The sequence below is a fragment of the Nocardia sp. NPDC050799 genome (genome assembly GCF_040654015.1).
In the GTDB taxonomy this organism is placed as follows: domain Bacteria; phylum Actinomycetota; class Actinomycetes; order Mycobacteriales; family Mycobacteriaceae; genus Nocardia.
The window spans coordinates 70,223-91,494 of sequence record NZ_JBFAHF010000023.1 but is presented as its reverse complement, the minus strand read 5'-3'; the positions used below and the strand labels follow the sequence as shown (position 1 = coordinate 91,494).

The 21,272-nt window shown below is 68.6% G+C and carries 20 protein-coding genes and 1 other RNA gene; 15 read left to right on the top strand and 6 right to left on the bottom strand.

Annotated elements, in window-relative coordinates:
- Positions 1-2 precede the first annotated feature (2 nt).
- The 4 genes from ssrA (at position 3) to AB0H42_RS23065 (ending at position 3,851) form a co-directional block, all read left to right on the top strand.
- Positions 3-371, top strand: a transfer-messenger RNA (tmRNA) gene (ssrA, locus tag AB0H42_RS23080).
- 437 nt (positions 372-808) lie between these two features.
- Positions 809-1,711 (top strand): metal-dependent hydrolase, encoded by a 903-nt coding sequence (locus tag AB0H42_RS23075; protein WP_357058918.1) that lies wholly within the window; start codon positions 809-811, stop codon positions 1,709-1,711.
- 110 nt (positions 1,712-1,821) lie between these two features.
- Entirely contained in the window at positions 1,822-2,826 is a 1,005-nt protein-coding gene (locus tag AB0H42_RS23070) for a PDR/VanB family oxidoreductase (RefSeq protein ID WP_357059033.1), read from the top strand.
- A 26-nt stretch (positions 2,827-2,852) separates the two neighbouring features.
- On the top strand, positions 2,853-3,851 hold the full coding sequence (locus AB0H42_RS23065; protein WP_357058915.1) for an alpha/beta fold hydrolase: 999 nt from the start codon (positions 2,853-2,855) through the stop codon (positions 3,849-3,851).
- A 15-nt stretch (positions 3,852-3,866) separates the two neighbouring features.
- On the opposite strand, the gene AB0H42_RS23060 is transcribed toward AB0H42_RS23065, so the two are convergent.
- The 3 genes from AB0H42_RS23060 to recQ form a co-directional block, all read right to left on the bottom strand.
- Positions 3,867-4,844 carry a YafY family protein gene (locus AB0H42_RS23060; protein ID WP_357058913.1) on the bottom strand — a complete coding sequence of 326 codons (978 nt, stop codon included), beginning with the start codon at positions 4,842-4,844 and terminating at the stop codon, positions 3,867-3,869.
- 102 nt (positions 4,845-4,946) lie between these two features.
- Positions 4,947-5,525, bottom strand: a complete 579-nt coding sequence (locus AB0H42_RS23055; RefSeq protein ID WP_357058910.1) for a hypothetical protein — start codon at positions 5,523-5,525, stop codon at positions 4,947-4,949.
- 518 nt (positions 5,526-6,043) lie between these two features.
- Complete coding sequence (gene recQ / locus AB0H42_RS23050) at positions 6,044-7,912, bottom strand: DNA helicase RecQ (RefSeq protein WP_357058907.1); 1,869 nt, start codon at positions 7,910-7,912, stop codon at positions 6,044-6,046.
- Between the two features lie 175 nt (positions 7,913-8,087).
- Between recQ and AB0H42_RS23045 the strand changes: the two genes are divergently transcribed.
- Both AB0H42_RS23045 and AB0H42_RS23040 read left to right on the top strand, forming a co-directional pair.
- On the top strand, positions 8,088-9,059 hold the full coding sequence (locus tag AB0H42_RS23045) for a hypothetical protein (RefSeq protein WP_357058904.1): 972 nt from the start codon (positions 8,088-8,090) through the stop codon (positions 9,057-9,059).
- Between the two features lie 130 nt (positions 9,060-9,189).
- Positions 9,190-9,747: a DinB family protein gene (locus tag AB0H42_RS23040; protein ID WP_357058901.1), complete on the top strand. Its 558-nt coding sequence runs from the start codon at positions 9,190-9,192 to the stop codon at positions 9,745-9,747.
- Between the two features lie 5 nt (positions 9,748-9,752).
- Here the strand turns inward: AB0H42_RS23040 and sigJ are convergent, their stop codons facing one another.
- The 3 genes from sigJ to AB0H42_RS23025 all read right to left on the bottom strand — a co-directional run bounded on the left by sigJ (position 9,753) and on the right by AB0H42_RS23025 (position 12,250).
- On the bottom strand, positions 9,753-10,694 hold the full coding sequence (gene sigJ, locus AB0H42_RS23035; protein WP_357058898.1) for an RNA polymerase sigma factor SigJ: 942 nt from the start codon (positions 10,692-10,694) through the stop codon (positions 9,753-9,755).
- Between the two features lie 105 nt (positions 10,695-10,799).
- Entirely contained in the window at positions 10,800-11,585 is a 786-nt protein-coding gene (gene hisN / locus AB0H42_RS23030; RefSeq protein WP_357058895.1) for a histidinol-phosphatase, read from the bottom strand.
- Between the two features lie 74 nt (positions 11,586-11,659).
- A complete protein-coding gene (locus AB0H42_RS23025) occupies positions 11,660-12,250 on the bottom strand; it encodes an NAD(P)H-dependent oxidoreductase (RefSeq protein ID WP_357058893.1) in 591 nt (196 codons plus the stop codon).
- A 140-nt stretch (positions 12,251-12,390) separates the two neighbouring features.
- Between AB0H42_RS23025 and AB0H42_RS23020 the strand changes: the two genes are divergently transcribed.
- The 9 genes from AB0H42_RS23020 (at position 12,391) to AB0H42_RS22980 (ending at position 21,092) form a co-directional block, all read left to right on the top strand.
- Entirely contained in the window at positions 12,391-13,245 is an 855-nt protein-coding gene (locus AB0H42_RS23020) for a helix-turn-helix domain-containing protein (protein WP_357058890.1), read from the top strand.
- A gap of 75 nt (positions 13,246-13,320) precedes the next feature.
- Complete coding sequence (gene prfB, locus AB0H42_RS23015) at positions 13,321-14,433, top strand: peptide chain release factor 2 (RefSeq protein ID WP_357058887.1); 1,113 nt, start codon at positions 13,321-13,323, stop codon at positions 14,431-14,433.
- Between the two features lie 57 nt (positions 14,434-14,490).
- Entirely contained in the window at positions 14,491-15,375 is an 885-nt protein-coding gene (locus AB0H42_RS23010; RefSeq protein WP_357058885.1) for a mechanosensitive ion channel family protein, read from the top strand.
- Positions 15,362-15,526 carry a hypothetical protein gene (locus AB0H42_RS23005; protein WP_265804082.1) on the top strand — a complete coding sequence of 55 codons (165 nt, stop codon included), beginning with the start codon at positions 15,362-15,364 and terminating at the stop codon, positions 15,524-15,526. Before AB0H42_RS23010 ends, AB0H42_RS23005 begins: the two co-directional genes overlap by 14 nt.
- Before the next feature lie 56 nt (positions 15,527-15,582).
- On the top strand, positions 15,583-16,272 hold the full coding sequence (gene ftsE / locus AB0H42_RS23000) for a cell division ATP-binding protein FtsE (RefSeq protein ID WP_030523456.1): 690 nt from the start codon (positions 15,583-15,585) through the stop codon (positions 16,270-16,272).
- A complete protein-coding gene (gene ftsX / locus AB0H42_RS22995) occupies positions 16,272-17,177 on the top strand; it encodes a permease-like cell division protein FtsX (protein WP_030523455.1) in 906 nt (301 codons plus the stop codon). Before ftsE ends, ftsX begins: the two co-directional genes overlap by 1 nt.
- 242 nt (positions 17,178-17,419) lie before the next feature.
- Complete coding sequence (locus AB0H42_RS22990) at positions 17,420-18,826, top strand: acyl-CoA dehydrogenase family protein (protein WP_357058881.1); 1,407 nt, start codon at positions 17,420-17,422, stop codon at positions 18,824-18,826.
- Between the two features lie 40 nt (positions 18,827-18,866).
- Positions 18,867-20,087: an acyl-CoA dehydrogenase family protein gene (locus AB0H42_RS22985; RefSeq protein WP_357058878.1), complete on the top strand. Its 1,221-nt coding sequence runs from the start codon at positions 18,867-18,869 to the stop codon at positions 20,085-20,087.
- A gap of 369 nt (positions 20,088-20,456) precedes the next feature.
- A complete protein-coding gene (locus AB0H42_RS22980) occupies positions 20,457-21,092 on the top strand; it encodes a hypothetical protein (RefSeq protein ID WP_357058875.1) in 636 nt (211 codons plus the stop codon).
- Positions 21,093-21,272 lie beyond the last annotated feature (180 nt).

Below are 21,272 nucleotides of genomic sequence, written 5' to 3'. Positions count from 1 at the left end.
ACGGGGCTGAACGGTTTCGACTGCGTACGTAGATTCAGGGGAAGCGTGTCGGTGCAGGCAAGAGACCACCGTAAGCGTCGTTGCAACCAATTAAGCGCCGATTCCAATCAGCGCGAGTACGCTCTCGCTGCCTAAGCGATAGCGTCTCTGTCGGCCCGAGGTTCGCCCTCGGCTTCGGTGCCGGCATCAGCTAGAGGGCTCACCGCGCGACTCGGTCGCGGAGTAGTGCGGGACATCTAACAGCGACTGGGATCGTCATCCCGGCTTGTTCGCGAGACCGGGAGATCCGAGTAGAGGCACAGCGAACTGCACACGGAGAAGCCTTGATGAAGCGGCGGAGGACCCGGGTTCGATTCCCGGCAGCTCCACGGAAGGCCCGCAGGTCACCGACCTGCGGGTCTTTTCTTTCGGCGGATCGTTTCCCGGCTCCGAGTGACTCGCTCACCCGGACGGCCGCGGCGACACCGGCGGATACGCGCGGCACTGCCGTGGTCGATATCCGCCGTGTGGTCGGCGGTCAGGACGTGTACCCACCACTGGCGGGTACACCGTGCGGCCGGATTGATCCGGCAGTGACAGCACGGCCTGGAGCGCCGCGATGCGGTGCGCGTCGAAGATTTCGACGCGAGGTTCCCGGGCCTGCTGAACCTGGTCGCGGACTGGGAGCCGCCGAACCGACCGCGCAAGAATTCCTGTTACCCGTCTTTTCTGTAACTCATCGTCCCACTAATGTGTATCATCACAGGTGCCGGTGAACCGCCCGCCGCGACGCGTCGCCGCTGGTACCGGTGACGATCGAGGAGGATCGATGAGGCTGTTCGGCAATGCCGCCCCCACCCGGGCGACCGATCCGGGAGACGTCGCATTGCACGCACGCGATGTCCGCTTCGACTGGGCCGAGATCCCGCTGCACTGGATGGCCGCCGAACCCATCGCCTCCCACGTGATGAACTCGCTCAACCTCCTGCTGCCCGAAGGCGAACGCAACTTCCTGACCACTTTCGGCGCGGCCCTCCCGTTCGTGCGGGACGAGAAACTGCGCGAGGACATGCTCGGCTTCATCGGCCAGGAATCGATGCACGCCGAAACCCACGCCGGCTCCCACGACATGCTGCTCACCGCCAACGGTATCGATCCGCGGCCGTTCCTGCGGCAGGCGGAATACCTCTTCCGCAAGACCGTCGGCCCCCGGCAGAGCACCGGGACGCGGGCCGGGCGGCAGCAACTGGTCGACCGGCTCGGAGTCATCGCCTCGCTGGAACACTTCTTCGCGTTCCTCGGCGATTGGGTGCTCAACAGCGATCTGGAACAGTTCGACGCCGACCCGCGCATGCTCGATCTGTACCGCTGGCACGGCGCCGAAGAAGTGGAACACCGCAATGTGGCCCACGATGTCGCCGAATACTTCGGCGTGGGCTATTTCCGGCGCGGCGCACTGATGCTGCTGGTCTTCCCGTCGTTCCTGGTACTGCTGGTGCGCGGCACGAAATACCTGGTGCGCCGGGACCCGTCCCTGCCCGATCTGGGCTATCCGCGGCTACTGCTGCGGATCTTCGGCGCGATGCGGCGTGGTGCGCTGCCCGGTGTTCCCGCTCTGCTGATCAGTGCGCTGTCGACGTTCCGGCCGGGGTACAGCCCGGAATCGGTCGGGTCCACCGCGCAGGCGATCGCCTATCTGGCGCAGTCCCCGGCCGCCCGGGCGGCCTCGTGACCCTCGCCGACCCCCATCCGGGGACGTCGCTTCCGCTGCCGGCCGATCTGTACGGCAGACCGCGCCGCGACCGGACCCTGCGCCTGCTCGACGCCGTGGTGGACGCCCGCATGCGCTGGACCGCCCTCACCAATCGGCGCGAGCCGACCCCGCGCGCGGACGACGGGCGGATCGGTGTCCGCGTCGTCGAGCGGCGGATCCGCGCGCACGACAACGAGGTGGTGAGTCTGCGGCTGGCCGCGGCCGACGGCCGGGACCTGCCGAGATGGCGGCCGGGCGCACATCTGGACGTGGAACTGCCCTCCGGGCGGCTGCGCCAGTACTCGCTGTGCGGGGACCCGGCCGATACCCGCACCTACCGCATCGCGGTCCGGCGCATCCCCGGCGGCGGCGGAGGCTCCGCGGAGGTGCACCGGGCGTTGACCGTCGGGTCCGCGATGACGGTGCGGGGCCCGCGTAATGCGTTCCCGTTCGCGGTACCGGGCCACGGATCTCCGGCCACCCGGCTGCGTTTCGTGGTCGGAGGTATCGGTATCACCCCGATCCTGCCCATGATCCGACTGGCCGATTCCCTCGGCATCGACTGGACCGCGGTGTACACCGGACGTGCCCGCGAGACCCTGCCCTTCCTCGACGAAGTCGAGCGCTTCGGCGGCCGGGTCACCGTGCGCACCGACGACCGGTCCGGGCTGCCGACCGGCGCCGAACTGGTGGACGGCGTGCGCCGGGGTACCGCGGTGTACTGCTGCGGTCCGGCACCGATGGTCGGCGCGGTCGCCACGGCCCTGCGCGGGATCTCCGGTGTGGAACTGCATTCCGAACGGTTCTCGGCACCGCCGATCGTGGACGGTGTGCCGTTCGAGATCGAATTGGCCCGTAGCGGTGAGGTACTCGCTGTCCCGGCCGACCGGTCCGCCCTGGACGTACTGCTGGCGCACCGTCCCGACCAGCCGTATTCGTGCCGCCAGGGTTTCTGCCGTACCTGCCGGGTACGGGTCCTGGCCGGTGCACCCGACCACCGCGATTCCGTCCTGACCCCGGCCGAGCGTGCCGCCGGTGATCTGCTGGCGTGCGTATCGCGCTGTGCGGGTGACCGTCTGGTACTCGACCTCTAGATCCCGTGAGCACCGAGGAGTAAAGCGTGACCGAATCCGGCAACGAACCCATCGCGACCCGGCGCACGGTGCGCAGCGGCACCTTCGACCTCGCGGTCTACGAATACGGTGACCCCGCCGCCGAAACCGTGGTGCTGGTACACGGCTGGCCCGATACCAGCCACCTCTGGCACGGGGTGATCCCACTGCTGGCCGCGCGTTTCCACGTGGTGGCCTACGACACCCGCGGTCACGGGGCCTCGACCCGCACCGGCCGGGTCGCCGATTTCCGGCTCGCGGAACTGGCCGCGGACTTTTTCGCGGTCGCCGACGCGGTCGGCCCCGACCGGCCGGTCCACGTCCTCGCGCACGACTGGGGGTCGGTCCAGGTCTGGGAGGCGGTCTGCGAGCCGCGGGCGGCCGGGCGCATCGCCTCGTTCACCTCGGTCTCCGGCCCCAACCTCGACCACCTGGGCAAATGGGTACGCGACCGGCTCGGCCGGCCCAGCCCGCGCAATATCTGGCAGCCGTTCACCCAGTTGCTGTCCTCAGCCTATACCGGGTTCTTCATGACACCCGGTCTGCCGCGGCTGGCGTTCGGCCTGCTCGCCACCGAGCACCGCTGGCGCCGGATCATCCAGCTCATGAACGACACCGCACCCTCGACGATCTTCTTCGCCCCGACACTGAAGCGGGATATGGTCGACGGTCTGCTCATCTACCGGGCGAATATCCTCGCGCACCTGCTGAACCCGCGCGAACGGACCACCGACGTACCGGTCCAGCTCATCGTCGCCGGTCGCGATATCGCGGTGCGGCCCGCCGGTTACGACGATACGGGCCGGTGGGTCTCGCGGTTGTGGCGCCGCGATGTACCGGCCGGGCACTGGATGCCGTTCTCCCATCCGGAGCTGTTGGCCACCGCCACCACGGAATTCGTGGACGCGCTGCGCAACGGCGAGGTCGCCGCGGGAGTCACCGCGCCGCGGGCCGACGGGCAGCCGTCCCGCCGGCTGCGGGCGGTCCGGCATACCGGCACCGACTGATCTCCGCCGGGCCGCTCACGGCGCGGCGGGTCGCCGAGTGGCACGACGGAAACGTTCGCCCCAGACCCGGATGTGTTCGACCAGTTCCGGGGGTTCCAGCACCTGGAACTCGGCATCGAGCGATCCCAGTGTCAGGGCGGGCCAGTCCAGCGAGTCGGTGGTCATGGCGATCCGGCAGCGGCCCGCGTCGATCGCCTCGACACTGCCCCAGCGTCCGAGACGCTGCCGGACCGACTCCGCCGGGGCTTCGACCAGCGCTTCGATCCGATACAGATGCGGCATATTGTCCACGCCGGAACGGACGAACTCCGCGGCATCCGCGGTGGGCAGTTCCCGGGGGCGGAAACGTGCTCCGTCGCCTGCCGGGTCGGTGAGCCGGTCGACCCGGAAGCTGCGCCAATCGTGGCGGGTCAGGTCGAACGCCACCAGATACCAGCGCCGGCCCAGCGCGACCAGGCGGTGCGGTTCGACGTGCCGTTCACTGCGGCGGCCGTCGGCGGCGGTGTAGGTGAAACGCAACCGCTCACTGTCTCGGCAGGTCAGGGCCACCGCGGCGAGCGCCGACAGATCGAGGGCGGCAGCGGAACGGCCGCCCTCCCAGTCCGCGGGCACCGTCATGGCCCGGATCGCCTCCACCCGCTTGCGCAGCCGGGGCGGCATCACCTGCACCACCTTCGCCAACGCGCGCACCGAGGACTCCGCAACGCCCTCCACCATGCCCTGCATCGCGAACTGCAGCCCGACCACGAGTGCTACGGCTTCGTCGTCGTCGACCATCAGCGGCGGCAGCGCCGCCCCCGCGGCGAGCTGGTAGCCGCCGTCGACACCGCGTTGCGCTTCCACCGGATACCCCAGGTCGCGCAGCCGGTCGATATCGCGCCGCAGGGTCCGCGGCGAAACTCCCAGCCGCTGCGCCAGCTCGGTGCCGGGCCAGTATTTGTGGGTCTGCAGCAGCGACAGCAGGCGCAGCGTCCGCGTGCTCGTATTGGCCATATCGTCGATTGTTCTCGAATTGCGGTCGATTAGTGGCCGCTGCCCTGGGAAACCGCCCTCAGGGCCACGGATTCGCCGCGGTTCCGGCCGCCCGCGCCCCGGCTAGAGCGTTCCGAGCGCCCGCAGTGATACGCCGGTGATGGTGTCGGCGAAGATCGAGCCGTCGGCGTGCTTCCGGCCGTAGACGATGATCGGGGCGCCCTCGGCGATTGCCTCGATGGTGGTGGCGATCAGCACGTAGACCTTGGTGTGGTCGTCGGTGTGCACCACGACCTCGGAGTAGCTGATCTCGCTCTTCACAGTGAGGGTGGTGCCGTCGTTGGTCAGCACCTTCCCCCATACGAAACCAACCCCGACATCGGGAGATTTCGCAGTCGGCGCCTCGCTCTCGCGGGGTGCCATGGTCGAGGCGGCGATGGCCCCGTTCGGGGCGGCGGCCTGGTCGGTATCGGTCGTCCGCCCGAGGTAGAAGAACCCCACGGCGAGCAGCACAGCCATGCCGAGACACAGGCCGAGCAGCGCGTGACCCCCGGCCGGAAGCAATGCCGGCGCTTCGGCCTCCGGTATGTCCCACTCCGGATTCGCGGGCTCAGGCGGCAGGCCCGCGTAATGGGCCCCCTGCGCGCTCGCCGCCGGGGGCGCCGCTATACGTGCCGAGTGCGCCGCCGGCGGATCGGGCACAACCCACCGCCGCCCGCCGTCGTCGACAGCGGGCTCCGCGGGCCGGTACCTCTCCGGTGCGGGCCCGGCGGGAAGATTCGTGGGCTCATATCCTTTTGGATAGGGTTCCGGTCGCCCGGGTGCCGAAGGTGATCCACTCGACGCGGCGGCCTGCCCGCGGCCGGGCGGACACTCGGATAGATCGTCCTCGCTGTCGGACTCGACATCCTCGTCCCACATACCGGCCCCGAGACCCGAGTCGTACGCGGCGGATCCGAGTAGCCGAACCGATTCGAGGGACCCGGCAACCGCCCGGCGATTCCGGGACGCGCGGTTGGTCGCGGCCCGAATAACCCTTGGGTCCAAGCCGCCGAACTGCTCGACGGACAAGCCTGCGCGGTGGCGTGACCGCGACCACGGAGTGTGCTTGTTGGACATCTTGCCAGGTTAGGCCCTTTGTTCAGGCCCCTATCGTCACTGACGGGAGGAATCATCGGATGAAAGCGATTCTGTCACAGCGGCTTCCGCGCACCCATGACTCATCCGGCCGCCAGCACCTCCAGAACCTGCTCTCCGTAACGTGCCAGCTTGTTCTCGCCGACGCCGTTCACCGTGCCCAGTTCCCGCAGATCGGCGGGTTTGCCGGCGGCGATATCGCGGAGGGTGGCGTCGTGAAACACCACGTACGCGGGGACACCCTGTTCCTTGGCGGTATCGGCACGCCACTGCCGCAGTTTCTCGAACAGCGCGGTGTCGGCGGTATCGAGATCGGCGGGCACGGCCCGGCCGGATTTCGCGCTGCGCGCCGCCCGCGCGGGAGTGGGCCGTTCCGGCTCGCGGCGCAGCGCGACGGTACGGCCGTCGAAGAGGACGGCTTCGCTGGCCTCGGTCAGGGTGAGCACCCCGTAATCCCCGTGCACCGCGAGCAGCCCCTGGGCCAGTAGCTGCCGGACCACCCCGCGCCACTGGGTATCGCGCAGATCGGTGCCGATACCGAACACGCTGAGCTCATGGTGGTCGTACTGCTGCACCTTCTGGTTCTTCTTGCCGAGCAGGATATCGATGAGATGACCCGCGCCGAAGCTCTGGCCGCGCTCCCGTTTCAGGCGCAGTACCGCCGAGAGCAATTTCTGCGCGGCGACGGTGCCGTCCCACGATTCGGGCGGGTTCAGGCAGGTGTCGCAGTTTCCGCACGGCTGCGGCGGCTGACCGAAGTAGGCCAGCAGCTGGGCGCGGCGGCAGCCGACCGTCTCGCAGAGCGCGAGCATCGCCTCCAGGTGCAGCTGCAACTGGCGGCGGTGCGCGGCATCGCCCTCGGAGGTTTCGATGAGTTTGCGCTGTTGCACCACGTCCTGCAGGCCGTAGACCATCCAGGCCGTGGACGGCAGCCCGTCCCGCCCGGCCCGTCCGGTCTCCTGGTAGTAGCCCTCGACGGATTTGGGCAGATCGAGGTGGGCGACGAAACGCACATCGGGTTTGTCGATACCCATACCGAAGGCGATGGTCGCCACTACCACCAAGCCCTCCTCGCGCAGGAAGCGCGCCTGGTTCTCGGCGCGGGTGCGATGATCCAGGCCCGCGTGATACGGAACCGCCCGGATCCCGTTCTCGGTGAGGAACGCGGCGGTCTTCTCGACGGAGTTGCGGGACAGGCAGTAGACGATGCCGGCATCGCCGGGATGCTCGGCGCGCAGGAACTCGAGGAGCTGCCGATCGGGCCGGTTCTTCGGTTCGATGCGGTACTGGATGTTCGGCCGATCGAAACTGGCCACGAAGCGCCGGGCACCGCCCAGGTCGAGCCTGGCGATGATCTCGTCGCGGGTCTTCTCGGTGGCGGTCGCGGTGAGCGCGATCCGGGGCACGTCGGGCCAGCGTTCGTGCAGCACGGACAGCGCCAGATAGTCGGGCCGGAAATCGTGACCCCACTGCGAGACGCAGTGCGCCTCGTCGATCGCGAACAGCGCGATCCGGCCCCGGCCGAGCAGCTGGGCGGTCGATTCCATGCGCAGCCGCTCCGGCGCGAGATACAGCAGATCGAGTTCGCCGGCCGCGAACTGCGCTTCCACGGTGCGGCGCTCGTCCGGGAACTGGGTGGAGTTCAGGAAGCCGGCCCGCACCCCGAGCGCGCTGAGCGCGTCCACCTGGTCCTGCATGAGCGCGATCAGCGGAGAAACCACCACTCCGACGCCGTCGCGGACCAGCGCGGGAATTTGATAGCACAGCGATTTGCCGCCGCCGGTGGGCATGAGCACCAGTGCGTCGCCGCCGCCGATCACCTGGTCGACGATCGCGCGCTGTTCACCGCGGAAACTGTCGTAACCGAAGACCCGGTTCAGCACCTGCTGTGCCGCATCGGATTCGGCACCGGACTCGGCAACGGGCACGGTCGGGGCTTCGGGGGCTTCCACGCGGCCCATCCTACGAGCACCGCCGGACAACCCCGGGGGCGTCCGGTGCGGACGCCGCGGTCCCGCGCGTAGTGCACACATGTGGATGAACCGGAACCCGCTGCGGCCGCCGACACCGTGACCACGGGCCGCGCGAATCCCACGGTACCGCCGCCGATCACTTAGGTTGTCCGATATGGCATCCGAAACACGATCGCGTGCCCGGTGGGCGATGGTCACCGCCTTTACGGCAGCAGCGGCCTGTGTGAGCGCGGCGCCCGCGCACGCACAGGAGTTCCCGGCCATGTGCGCCGACGGCTGGCAGGCGACCACGATCGTCGAGGGGGTCGGCAACCTGGAGAACCTGGATTCCGACGGGGCCGGCGGCTTCTATGTCACCGGCATCGTCGACGGCTATCTCGCCCATGTATCGGCCGACGGGAAATTCGAGAAGCTGGTCACCGGGCTGCAGCATCCGGCGGGCGTCCGCGTGGCCGGGCGCTCGGTGTACTTCCTGACCGGCGACGGGGTGACCGATCCGCCGGGCACACTTCAGCGCTACGACCTCGATACCGGCGCGGTGACCGTGCTCCGCACCGGCCTCAACGGACCGAACGGTCTGCTGTTGCTCCCCGACGGGGACCTGCTGATCAGCACGATCGGGGTTTCGCGGGCGCCCACCGGAATCGCCCGGTACCGGCCGTCGACCGGCGAGTTCACCGAATCGTGGTCGCCGCTCCCGCTCACCAACGGTCTGGCCCTGGCTCCCGACGGGGAGTCGATCTACACGGGCAATCTGAACTTGCGGATCTTCCGTATTCCCCTGGGTTCGCCCGCCGACGCCCAGGTGGTCGCGGGGCCGCCGAATCTGCTCACCGTTCCCGACGATATGGAGGCCACCCGCACCGGTGACCTGTACGTCGCCGATCACGGAGTCGGCGCGATCTACCGGGTGGACCCGGCCACGGGGACCGGATGCGCGATCATCACGGGCCTGATCAGACGGCCCGACCCGGTCCGGACCGTGCCCGATGGAACCACCTCGGTGCGGATCGCCCGCGACGGCGAGTCCTGGGCGTTGTTCGTGACCGGGATGGACGGGGCGCTGCGGCGGCTGAGCCCGCCGCCGGGTATCGACCTGACACCGGCCGACGCCACCCGACGCTGACACATATCGCCGGCTCAGAATGATCTTCGGGAATATCCAACTGTCGCTCAATTGAGGTCGGAAAGTGGCCGCTAGGGGTCATACCGTGGTTCTCGAACACGGAATCCCCCGAACCCTTTGACGGAAGGCGATGACCTTGAGCGAGCACTCCACCCTCCCCCGGACCGACACCACCGCGACCCTGACCGGCGAACGCGCCGACCTGCTGACCGAACTGCGGGCCGCGCGCTTCTTCCTGCGCTTCACCGCCCGCGAGCTCACCGATGAACAGGCCGCGGCCCGCCCCACTCCCAGCGCACTGTGTGTGGGCGGCCTGATCAAGCATGTGACCGGCGTCGAACGCGGCTGGGTGGATTTCTTCGTGGAGGGCACCGCGACCTCGAAGGATTTCGACGATATGACCGCCGCGGATTTCGCGGCCCGGGAGAACGAATTCCGCATGCTGCCCGGCGAAACGCTCGCCGGGGTACTCGCGGCCTACGAGGAGGTGGCGCGGCGGACCGACGAGATGGTGGCCACCCTGCCCGACCTCGACGCGAAGTGCCCGCTGCCCAAGGCCCCCTGGTTCCAGGAGACCCACTGGTCGGCACGCCGGGTACTCCTGCACATCATCGCCGAGACCACGCAGCACGCGGGTCACGCGGACATAATCCGCGAGGCGATCGACGGCGCCAAGACCATGGGCTGAGAGGGTCACCACCGTACGTCGAGCGGGGAATGGGGGCCGGCGGCCACCCATTCCCTGGTGAGATGCGCCAGCTTCGCGGGCGCGACCTGCACATGCAGCGCGGCGATCCCCGCGGGAGCCATTTCGAGGCACAGGACGCCGTGGACCCGGCCGCCCGCCTCGATCACGATCGCGGGATCGCCGTTGAGCACGGCCGCGTAGAACGTGAGGTCGTCGCCGACGAAGGCGCGTTTGGCGCCGGTCGGACGGAACAGATTGCGCAGGTAGCGGGCCACGGCGACCGCCCCCACCACCGGGGTTCGACGGGCCGGAACGGCGCCGCCGCCGTCGGCCACACTGACCACGTCACCGGTGAGCAGCCGGACCAGCGGCTCGGTATCGCCGCTGAGGGCGGCGACGAGAAACTCTTCGGCGATCCGCCGCGCGGCCGCCGCGTCGACCTCGGTCCGGGACCGGCCGCCGAGATGCCGTGCGGCCCGCCGGTAGATCTGCTGGCAGTTCGATTCGGTGAGATCGAGTATTTCCGCGATCTCCCGATGCGGGTATCCGAACGCCTCGCGCAGCACGTACACCGCGCGCTCGTTGGGAGTGAGCCGCTCCAGCACGGTGAGCATCGCGAGCGAGACCGACTCGCGCTGCTCGGCGGTCTCGGCGGGACCGAGCATCGGGTCCCCGGCCAGGACCGGCTCCGGAAGCCACTGTCCGACATAGGTCTCCCGCCGGGCCCGCGCGGAGGTGAGCTGGTTGAGGCACAGATTGGTGAGCACCTTCGTCAACCATGCCTCGGGTATCTCGATCCGCTCCCGGTCCACCGCGTGCCACCGCAGGAACGTTTCCTGGACCGCGTCCTCGGCATCGCCGGCCGACCCCAGCAGCCGGTAGGCGATCGCCTCCAGACGGCCCCGGGCGCGCTCGAAGAGATCGGCCTCGTGCGTACTGAGCGACATCAGCCCATCGTCGGCCATCGGCGCAGCCCGCGTCCACCGGCGCGGTTCGGGACGGAGCACGGTACCGAGCCCGCGCGGCGTCGTGCGGTCGCGAGGAGCTGCGGACTAGCCGCGGAGCCGGAGCAGAACCTGCTGGTGCAACCGCCCGTTGGAGGCCACCGCGTCCCCGCCGTGCGGGCCGTCGCGGCCGTCGAGGGCGGTGAAAGTGCCGCCGGCCTCGCGGATCAGGATGTCCAGCGCGGCCAGATCCCACAGCGACACCTCGGGTTCGGCCGCGATATCCACCGCCCCCTCGGCGACCAGGCAGTAGCTGAAGAAATCGCCGTAACCGCGGACCCGCCACACGTCGTCGGTGAGGTCGATGAACTGCTCGCGCAGACCGCGGTCACGCCAGCCGGACAAGCTGGAGAACGCGAGGCTGGCCGAACCGAGATCGGAGACGGCGCTGACAGTGATCGGTTGCGGCGCGCCGGGATGGAAACTCGACCACGCGCCCTGCCCCGTCGCGGCCCACCAGCGCCGGGCCAGCGCGGGCGCGCTCACCACACCGACCACCGGCACACCGTCCTCCAGCAAGGCGATGAGAGTGGCCCACACCGGGACACCGCGCACGAAATTCTTGGTGCCGTCGATCGGGTCGATGACCCATTGCCGGCCGGTGAACTCGGCCGTGCCGCCGAATTCCTCGCCGAGGACCGCGTCCTCGGGGCGGCCGTGCCGCAGGATCCGGCGGATCGCCTCCTCCACGGCCAGATCGGCATCCGATACCGGAGTGAGGTCCGGTTTGGCATCGACCTTCAGGTCCAGCGCGCGGAACCGTTCCCGGGTGATCGCGTCCGCTTCGTCGGCCAGCCGCAATGCGAGTTCGAGGTCAGAGGAGTGAGCAGCCACACCCGAACACTATCGAGTCGGTCCGGGTGCGGCCGCGCGCCGTGCCGTCACGCGGTCTGCGGGCGGGCCCGCCCTCAGGCCGCCACCGCGCGGGCCGCCACCAGCGCCTCCGCCCACCAGTGCAACCGGTCCAGCATCACCTGGGCCGCGGCCTCCGGTTCCGCCGGTGCGAGCAGTTGCCCGTCTTCCCCGAACAGCAGGTAGTAGCGGGGGAAGGAGACGTACTCGCGCACGGTGTGGGCGTCGAGCTCGTTGAACACCTGGCGGAGCTGTTCGATGGCCAGCAGCCCGCCGCCGGCTCCGCTGTAGCCGACGAACGCGATGGCCTTGCGCTGCCACTGGGTGAAATGCCAGTCGATGACGGCTTTCAGCGAGGCCGGGAAGCTGCGGTTGTAGTCGGGGGTGACGATGACGTACGCGTCGGCGGCTTCGAGCCGTTCGGTCAGGTCGCGCATTCCGGCGGGACGCTGCGGGTTGGGCTCCATCGCCGGGGAAACAGCGGGCAGCGCCAGGGGGATATCGGCTTCGGCCAGGTCGATCACGTCGATCTCGAACCGGTCGTGGCGGGCGGCCTGCGCGGTGATCCATGAGGCGACGACCGGCCCGAAACGGCCTTCGCGGACGCTGCCGACGATCACCGCGAGACGCAGGGGCGTAGTGGACATGGTGTGCTCCGTTCTCGATCGGGCGGCCCGGCGGCCGCCGGAATCGAATCTGCCGCCCCGGGTACTCCATTGGGAGACCGCACCGAGAGTGGTACTGCCACGGCCACCCTGAGCGGCCGGCCCGCCGCTACCGTGGGACCGTGAGCGAGAACGAGATGGGCCTGTTCCTGCGCAGCAGGCGCGATGCGGTGACACCGGCCCAGGTGGGACTGCCCACCGGGGCGCGCCGCCGGGCGCCCGGGCTGCGCCGCTCGGAACTGGCGACGCTGGCCGGGGTCAGCGTCGAATACATCACCCGTCTCGAACAGGGTCGCGACCGCAACCCCTCCCCCCAGGTGCTGGCCGCGCTGGCCGACGCCCTCGGGCTCACCTCCGCCGAACGGGTGCACCTGTACCGGCTGACCAAGGCCGATACCGGGTTCAACTGTATGGGCCGGGCCCGGCCGGGGCGCGAGATCCGGCCGACGATCCGGGCGCTGCTCGAGCAGCTCGAACCCGCGGCGGCGGTCGTGGTCAACCGGCTCACCGAGGTGCTGGCCTGCACCGAGGGCTACCGCAGGTTGATGGAGCCGACCGGCGCGCTCGACGGGGAGCACTGGTCGAATCTCGCTCATTTCGCTTTCACCGATCCGCGGGCCCGCGAGGTCTACCCGGATTGGGATCATCTGGCCGACCACCTGGTAGCCACCCTCAAACAGGGCCCATTCCGCACTGATCCGGAGATCGCGGCGCTGGCCGACCAGCTCACCGTCACCGCGGGTGCGGCGTTCACCGACCGGGTCGCCACGGTGCCCAACCTGCCCGCCGCCACCGGGGTGACCCGGATGGCGCACCCCACGGCCGGGACCTTGCGGCTGGCCTTCGAGACCCTGGACCTGTTCGCCGACGACGAGCAGCAGCTGATCGTCCATCTCCCCGCCGACCCGGCAACAGCCGCCGCCCTGGACCGGCTCGCCGGCCACCGGCCCGGCAACCTGCGGGCCGTCCCGAGCTGACCCGTGGCGACCGGCGGTGGCCTCCGCGGGCCGCGCGGTGCACCGCGGTGGACACTCCTAGTAGCCTTGAACACCGTGCATCCAGACGTGACCGCCGACCTCGCCGAACTCGACGCGACCCTCAAGACCGTCGAATCGGTCCTCGATCTCGAGGAGCTGCGCCGCCGTATAGACGAGCTGGAGCACCAGGCCGCCGATCCCGAGCTCTGGAACGACCAGGATCACGCACAGCGGGTCACCAGCGAGCTCTCGCACGCCCAGGGCGAACTGCGCCGGGTGGAGGAGTTACGGCAGCGGCTCGAGGATCTGCCGGTGCTCTACGAGCTGGCAGAGGGGGAAGAAGGCGAGGCGAAGACCAGCGCACTGGCCGACGCCGACGCCGAGCGGGCAGCGCTGCGCAGCGATGTGGAGGCGCTCGAGGTCCGCACCCTGCTCTCGGGCGAGTACGACAAACGTGACGCGCTGGTCAATATCCGTTCCGGCGCGGGCGGCGTGGACGCGGCCGACTGGGCCGAGATGCTGATGCGCATGTACATCCGCTGGGCCGACCGGCACAAGTACGCGGTCGAGGTCTACGACACCTCCTACGCCGAAGAAGCCGGTATCAAGAGCGCCACCTTCGCGGTGAAGACGCCGTACGCCTACGGCACCCTCTCGGTGGAGATGGGCACCCACCGGCTGGTCCGGATCAGCCCGTTCGACAACCAGGGCCGCCGCCAGACCTCGTTCGCCGAGGTCGAAGTGCTGCCGGTGGTGGAGACCACCGACCATATCGAGGTCCCGGAAACCGATATCCGGGTCGATGTGTACCGGTCTTCCGGGCCCGGGGGCCAGAGCGTCAACACCACCGACTCGGCGGTGCGGATCACCCATATCCCCACCGGGATCGTGGTGACCTGCCAGAACGAGAAATCCCAGTTGCAGAACAAGGTCTCGGCCATGCGAGTGCTGCAGGCCAAACTGCTGGAACGCAAACGGCGGGAGGAGCGCGCCCAGATGGATGCGCTCAAGACCAACGAGGGCGCGTCCTGGGGCAACCAGATGCGGTCCTATGTGCTGCACCCGTACCAGATGGTCAAGGATCTGCGCACCAACTACGAAGTCAACAACCCCTCGGCGGTACTCGACGGCGATATAGACGGATTCATCGAATCCGGAATCCGCTGGCGGATGAGTACAGAGGGCTAGCGGTCCCGGATCCGGGGCGCCGCAAGCCGTTTCGCCGGTGTGAAAGCAGGTGATCTGATGCATTCGGAGGGGGCGCAGGCCCTGGCGCTGTCGCTGGCGGCGCCGGTGGCGTCTTCGGAGGTGACCTCGTGGCTGCGATCGTCCGGTCTGGAGATCGTGCTGCTGATCCTCGGAGCGATGCTGTTCGCCCGCTTCGCCACCTATGTCCGCGACCGGGTCACCCAGAAAATCGATTCCGGGTTCCGCGGCGGTGACGCGTTGGTCCGCTCCGAGGAGGCCAAGCACCGGCACGCGCTGGCGCAGGTGCTCACCTGGGTGGTGCTGACCGTGGCCTACGTGCTGGTCGCCATGGAGGTGCTGGGGCGGATCGGCTTCTCGATGTCGGGCCTGGTCGCGCCGGCGGCGGTCCTGGGTGCCGCGCTCGGTTTCGGCGCGCAGCGCATCGTGCAGGATATCCTGGCCGGATTCTTCCTCATCACCGAACGGCAGTACGGGTTCGGCGATGTGGTGCGGATCGCGGTGACCGGTATCCAGGATCCGGCCGAGGGCACGGTCGAGGATGTGACGCTGCGGGTCACCAAATTGCGTAACCCGGACGGTGAGGTGATCACCGTCCCGAACGGTCAGATCGTAAAAGTCACCAACCTGTCCAAGGATTGGGCCCGCGCGGCGATCGATGTCCCGGTCTCGGCCGGTGCCGATATCATCCGGATCAACGAAGTGCTGCACGAGGTGGGCGGCCAGGCCTACCAGGACCCCCGCCTCGAGCCACTGCTGCTCGACGAGCCGACGGTGATGGGTGTGGAGGACCTGACCGTGGACCAGATGAACATCCGGATGGTCGCCCGGACGCTGCCGGGTAAACAGTTCGAGGTGAGTCGCGAGCTACGGGTGCGCGTGGCCGCGGCCATGCGCCGGGAGGGCCTGAATGCGCGCCCGTAGATCGACGCTGATCCTGGCGTGCGGCTGGGTGGCGACCTTCGTGCTGTACCTGTTCGTGAAGCCGGACCAGATCGCACCCGCGAAGCCGGCGCCCGCCCCCGCGGTACCCGCCGTCCATCAGGTCCCTGTGCAGGTGATTCCCGTTCGGTAGCGGGTGCGACACAGCCCGCGCGCCGCTTCGTTATCGAATGGTTACACTGTCTCCTCGTGATCACCCTGCGCAACGTCAGCAAGTCGTATCCGACCGCTACGCGACCAGCGCTGGAAAACATCAACGTCCATATCGACAAGGGCGAGTTCGTCTTCCTCATCGGTCCGTCGGGTTCGGGTAAATCGACCTTCATGCGGTTGCTGCTCAAAGAGGAGACACCGACCGCGGGCGAGATCTCGGTCGCGGATTTCCGGGTCGACCGGCTGCCGGGGCGGAGGGTGCCGCGATTGCGGCAGCGAATCGGGTGCGTTTTCCAGGATTTTCGGCTGCTGCAGCAGCGCACCGTCGCCCAGAACGTGGCGTTCGCCCTGGAGGTGATCGGAAAACGCCGGCAGTTCATCGACCGGACGGTGCCCGAAGTGCTCGAACTGGTCGGGCTGGGCAACAAGGCCGACCGGCTGCCCACCGAATTGTCCGGCGGCGAACAGCAGCGGGTCGCGATCGCCCGGGCCTTCGTCAACCGGCCGCTGGTCCTGCTGGCCGACGAACCCACCGGCAACCTCGACCCCGAGACGAGTTACGAGATCATGCTGCTGCTCGAGCACATCAACCGGATGGGCACCACCGTGCTCATGGCCACGCACGATCCGCTGATCGTGGACGGTATGCGCCGGCGTGTGGTGGAACTCTACGACGGCCATCTGGTCCGCGATCAGGCCGACGGTGGATACGAGGTGCGCCGGTAATGCGGGCGGGATTCCTGTTCGGCGAGGTCTCCGAGGGGCTGCGCCGCAATGTGACCATGACCATCGCGATGATCCTGACCACCGCGGTCTCGCTGACCATGCTGGGCGGCGGTCTGCTGGCGGTGCGGATCGCCGACAAGACCGAACAGTACTTCCTGGACCGGCTCGAGGTACGGCTGTACCTCACCGAGGACGTCTCCGCGACCGATCCGGACTGTGTGAACGATCCGTGCCGGACGCTCATGGCCGATCTCGAGGCCGTCGACGGCGTGGAGAACGTGCAGTACCTCAACCGGGACGCGGCGGTTCGGGAGGCGAAGGAGAAAACCTTCAAGGATCAGCCGGAGCTGGCCGAGTACGTGAGCGAGACGCCGCTGCCGGCCTCCCTGCGGGTCAAGATGACCGACGCGTCGCTGTACCCGACGATCTACGAGCAGTTCTACGAGCGGCCCGGCGTCGGCATGGTCCGCAACGACAAGGACATCGTGGACCGGCTGGTCAGCCTGTTCGACGGACTCCGCAACGCGGCATTCGGTATGGCGCTGCTGCAGGCGGTGGCGGCGTTGCTGCTGATCGCGAACATGGTGCAGATCGCGGCCTTCACCCGGCGTACGGAGGTGAGCATCATGCGCCTGGTGGGCGCCACCCGCTGGTACACCCAGCTGCCGTTCCTGTTGGAGGCGGTGGCCGCCGCGCTGGCGGGCGGTCTGCTGGCCACGGTGGGTCTGTTCGTGGCCCGGCCGCTGGTGATCGACCGAGCCCTCGGCGACCTGTTCGCCAGCAATGTGTTCCCGCAGATCACCTTCGACGACATCTTCACCACCGCGCTCATGGTGATGCCGGTCGGCGTACTGTTCGCCGGTCTCACCGCCTACGCGACCCTGCGCTGGTACGTGCGGGAATAGACGGCCGGAGTCCGCGGTCCGGGTGACGACAACTCCCATCCGCGGGAACTCCGGTAACCGAGATCGCCCGCCCCGGAGTCCGGGGCGGGCGTTCTCGGCTTCATCACCTGGGTGTTCCGCGCGCCCGTCCGCTCACCAGGACGTAAGGACCACTCGACGCCTTTCTTACTCCGCAGTAAGATAGCCTTACTCCGCAGTAAGATACCCGGGGCCCGACCCTCACCCCGCGCGAGAAACAGGTGATGATGAGCATTCGAGACAGCGCTACCGAGCGGCGGTCGCCGGGCGGCGTCCGCCAGGAGAACGGGGTGGGCCTGCACCAACCCAAACGGGACTGGATGGGCGCCGCCATGCGGGTCATGTCGACCATCACCGGTTCGGAGCTGGCCGAGAAATACAACCTGCGCAAGCCGATCGACCGGGTCACCTACCAGAGCACCAAAACCGGATTCCGCACCCTCGGCGCGGCCACCCGCGCCTTCAACAAGGTCGCGGGTGGTGGTACGCCCAAGCGGCTACCGGACAACGAGTCCAAGACCAAGGACTATTTCGACCTCACCCCCACCGACGAACAGCAGATGATCGTCGAGACGGTGCGCGAGTTCGCGGCCGAGATCCTGCGCCCGGCCGCGCACGACGCCGACGAGGCGGCCGCCGCGCCGGCCGATCTGCTCGGCCGGGCCGCGGAACTGGGTATCACTCTCATCAACGTGCCCGAGGAACTCGAGGGCGCGGCCACCGAACGCGGTGCGGTCACCAATGCGCTGGTCGCCGAGGCGCTCGCGCACGGCGATATGGGTCTGGCGCTGCCGCTGCTCGCACCGAGCGGGGTCGCGGTCGCGCTGTCCCAGTGGGGCACCGACGCCCAGCAGCAGACCTATCTTCCGGCCTTCACCGGCGAGAACGTGCCCCAGGCCGCCGTGGTCATCAGCGAACCGCGCGCCTTGTTCGACCCCTTCAGCCTGCAGACCAAGGCGGTACGCTCCACCAGCGGATACCGGCTGAACGGCGTCAAGAGCCTGGTCCCCGCGGCCGCCGACGCCGAGATCTTCGTGGTCGGCGCCGAACTCGACGGACGCCCGGCCCTGTTCGTGGTGGAATCCGACGCCAAGGGCCTGTCGGTGGAAGCCGATCCGAGCATGGGCCTGCGCGCGGCCGGCCTGGGCCGGCTGGTCCTGGACAATGTGGCCGTCGCCGCCGACGCCGTCCTCGGTGAGGGCGATGCCGCGCAGCACGCGGCCGACTACCGCGATGCCGTCCAGCTCGCCCGCCTCGGCTGGGCTTCGCTGGCCACCGGCACCGGGCAGGCCGTACTGGACTACGTGATCCCCTACGTCAACGAGCGGGAAGCCTTCGGCGAACCGATCAGCCACCGGCAGGCGGTCGCGTTCATGGTCGCCGATATCGCCATCGAACTCGACGGTCTGCGCCTGGTTACGCTGCGCGGCGCCGCCCGCGCCGAACAAGGCCTCACCTTCGCCCGCGAAGCGGCGCTGGCCAAGAAGCTGGCGGCGGACAAGGGCATGCGCTTCGGGCTGGACGGCGTCCAGCTACTCGGTGGCCACGGCTTCACCAAGGAACACCCGGTCGAACGCTGGTACCGCGATCTGCGGGGTATCGCGGTCGCCGAGGGCGTGGTGCTGGTCTGAGTTCCCGGCGTCGTCACAGCTTTTTCACCAGGAGACTTCCATGATCAATCTCGAACTTCCCAAGAAGCTGCGGGCCAGCGCCAACCAGGCGCATCAGGTGGCCGCGCAGATCTTTCGGCCCATCTCGCGCAAATACGACCTCGGCGAGCACGAATACCCGGTCGAGCTCGACACCATGGCCGCCATGGTCGACGGGCTCAGCGATTCGGGCACGCAGAAGATCAGCGGGGCCGGCGGCGGGCGCGCCGACGACGAGGCGCCCTCCACCGATGTGCTCCTCAACGCCAACGGCGGCAATATGTCGGCGCTGCTCAACGCCCTGGAAACCTCCTGGGGCGATGTCGGGCTGATGCTGTCCATCCCCTACCAGGGGTTGGGCAATGCCGCGATCGCCGCGGTGGCCACCGACGAGCAACTCGAACGGTTCGGCAAGGTGTGGGCCTCGATGGCCATCACCGAACCGAGCTTCGGATCCGATTCGGCCGCGGTCACCACCACCGCCGTCCTCGACGGCGACGAATGGGTGCTCAACGGCGAGAAGATCTTCGTCACCGCGGGGCAGCGTTCCACCCATATCGTGGTGTGGGCGTCGGTGGACCGCAGCCTCGGCCGCGCCGCCATCAAATCGTTCGTGGTCCCGCGGGACGCTCCCGGCCTGTCGGTGGCCCGGCTCGAGCACAAGCTCGGCATCAAGGCCTCCGATACCGCGGTGCTGCTGCTCCAGGACTGCCGGATTCCGAAGGACAATATCCTCGGCAGCCCGGAAGTAAATGTGGAGAAGGGTTTCGCCGGGGTCATGCAGACCTTCGACAACACCCGCCCCATGGTCGCGGCCATGGCCATCGGCGTCACCCGCGCCGCGCTCGAGGAACTGCGCACCATCCTCACCGACGCGGGTATCGAGATCTCTTACGACACCCCGCCCAACAATCAGCACGCGGCGGCGGCCGAATTCCTGCGGATGGAAGCCGACTACGAATCCGCCTACCTGCTGGCACTGCGGGCGGCCTGGATGGCCGACAACAAGAAGCCCAATTCGCTCGAGGCGTCGATGTCCAAGGCGAAGGCGGGGCGCACCGGCACCGATGTGACGCTGAAGTCGGTCGAACTGGCCGGCGCCGTCGGATACTCGCAGCGGCTGCTGCTGGAGAAGTGGGGCCGGGACTCGAAGATCCTGGACATCTTCGAGGGCACCCAGCAGATCCAGCAGCTCATCGTCGCCCGCCGGGTCCTGGGTAAGACCAGCGCCGAACTCAAATAAGCAGGTCAGACGTGAGAAACCGGTGTGGTCCGCTGGGGGGATCACACCGGTTTCGCCTATTCGACGCCGGTTCCCGGACGACGGCCGAACGCGACGTTCCTCGTCGACCGGCTCGAGGCGAACTGCCGCAGCGGCTGCTTCCAGCGCGCGATCGCCGGCGTAGATATCGGATACGAAACCGCGACCGACCGGCCGCGCGGCGGTCCTGGACACCACCGGGACCGAGTGACAGTGTTTGTTCGATCGGATTGTTCCGATCGGTGCCGCCGGATCCACTTCCCGGCCGCGCCGGTACGCGTACCACCACGCGGCACCCACACCGAGTCACTGAGCAGTACCCCGGATATCGCCCCTGCAAGGAGACTGGTTATGCGCATATCGGCCTTGACCCGGCGGCTCCTCACGTCTGCCGTGGGGACCGCCGCAGCCACTGTTCTGTTCACCGGGCACGCGACCGCCGAGCCCGCCCGGGTCGATTGGCCTTCGGCCACGCAGGCCCTGCACACCGCGGCGAGCGGTGACCCGGCCGCCGAACAGGCGGTATCCCGGCTGCTCGGTGACGCGCGGGTCGCCGCGGCCACCCGTGATGCCGCGCTGCCCGCGCAGCCGTTCCAGATCCCGGCCGAATCCACTGTGGGCCGCGGCGACGGTCCGGGAATGTACGGCTCGGGCCTGTCGCTGAACATCGACGGCTTCCGGTTCGCGTTCTTCGGCGGACCGGGCACGATCGCGCCGAATCAGACGGGCGCGCGGCTGGATGTCGTCTGGCTCAACCTCAGCAACGGCCGCAGCGGTATCGAGCAGCTCACCGAGCATCGGGACATCATCGCCGACACCACGATCCGCACCCGGCCGATCGATCCGGGCCCGGGCCTGATCGTCGCCGCGGTGTACGGCAACCTGTGGCACCGCTGGCCGGTGCCGGTGAGCCCGGAGCATCCGGACGGGTTCCAGTATGTGCGCGGCGACATCACTTTCCCGTCGCTGGGCTCGATCTACCACTGACCCGATGAGCCGGCGGGCCGGTGCGTGCGAATGCGTCGAATATCCGATGCCCGCCCGCACCGGCCACCTCGGCGCGCTCGGAAATGTCTCTTTTGTCCGGAGCGTATGTTGTGAGCGAATACACTTTCACTGCTACGGTGACCACCGATATGCCGTTCGGAATCGCTAGGTCGAGTGCCG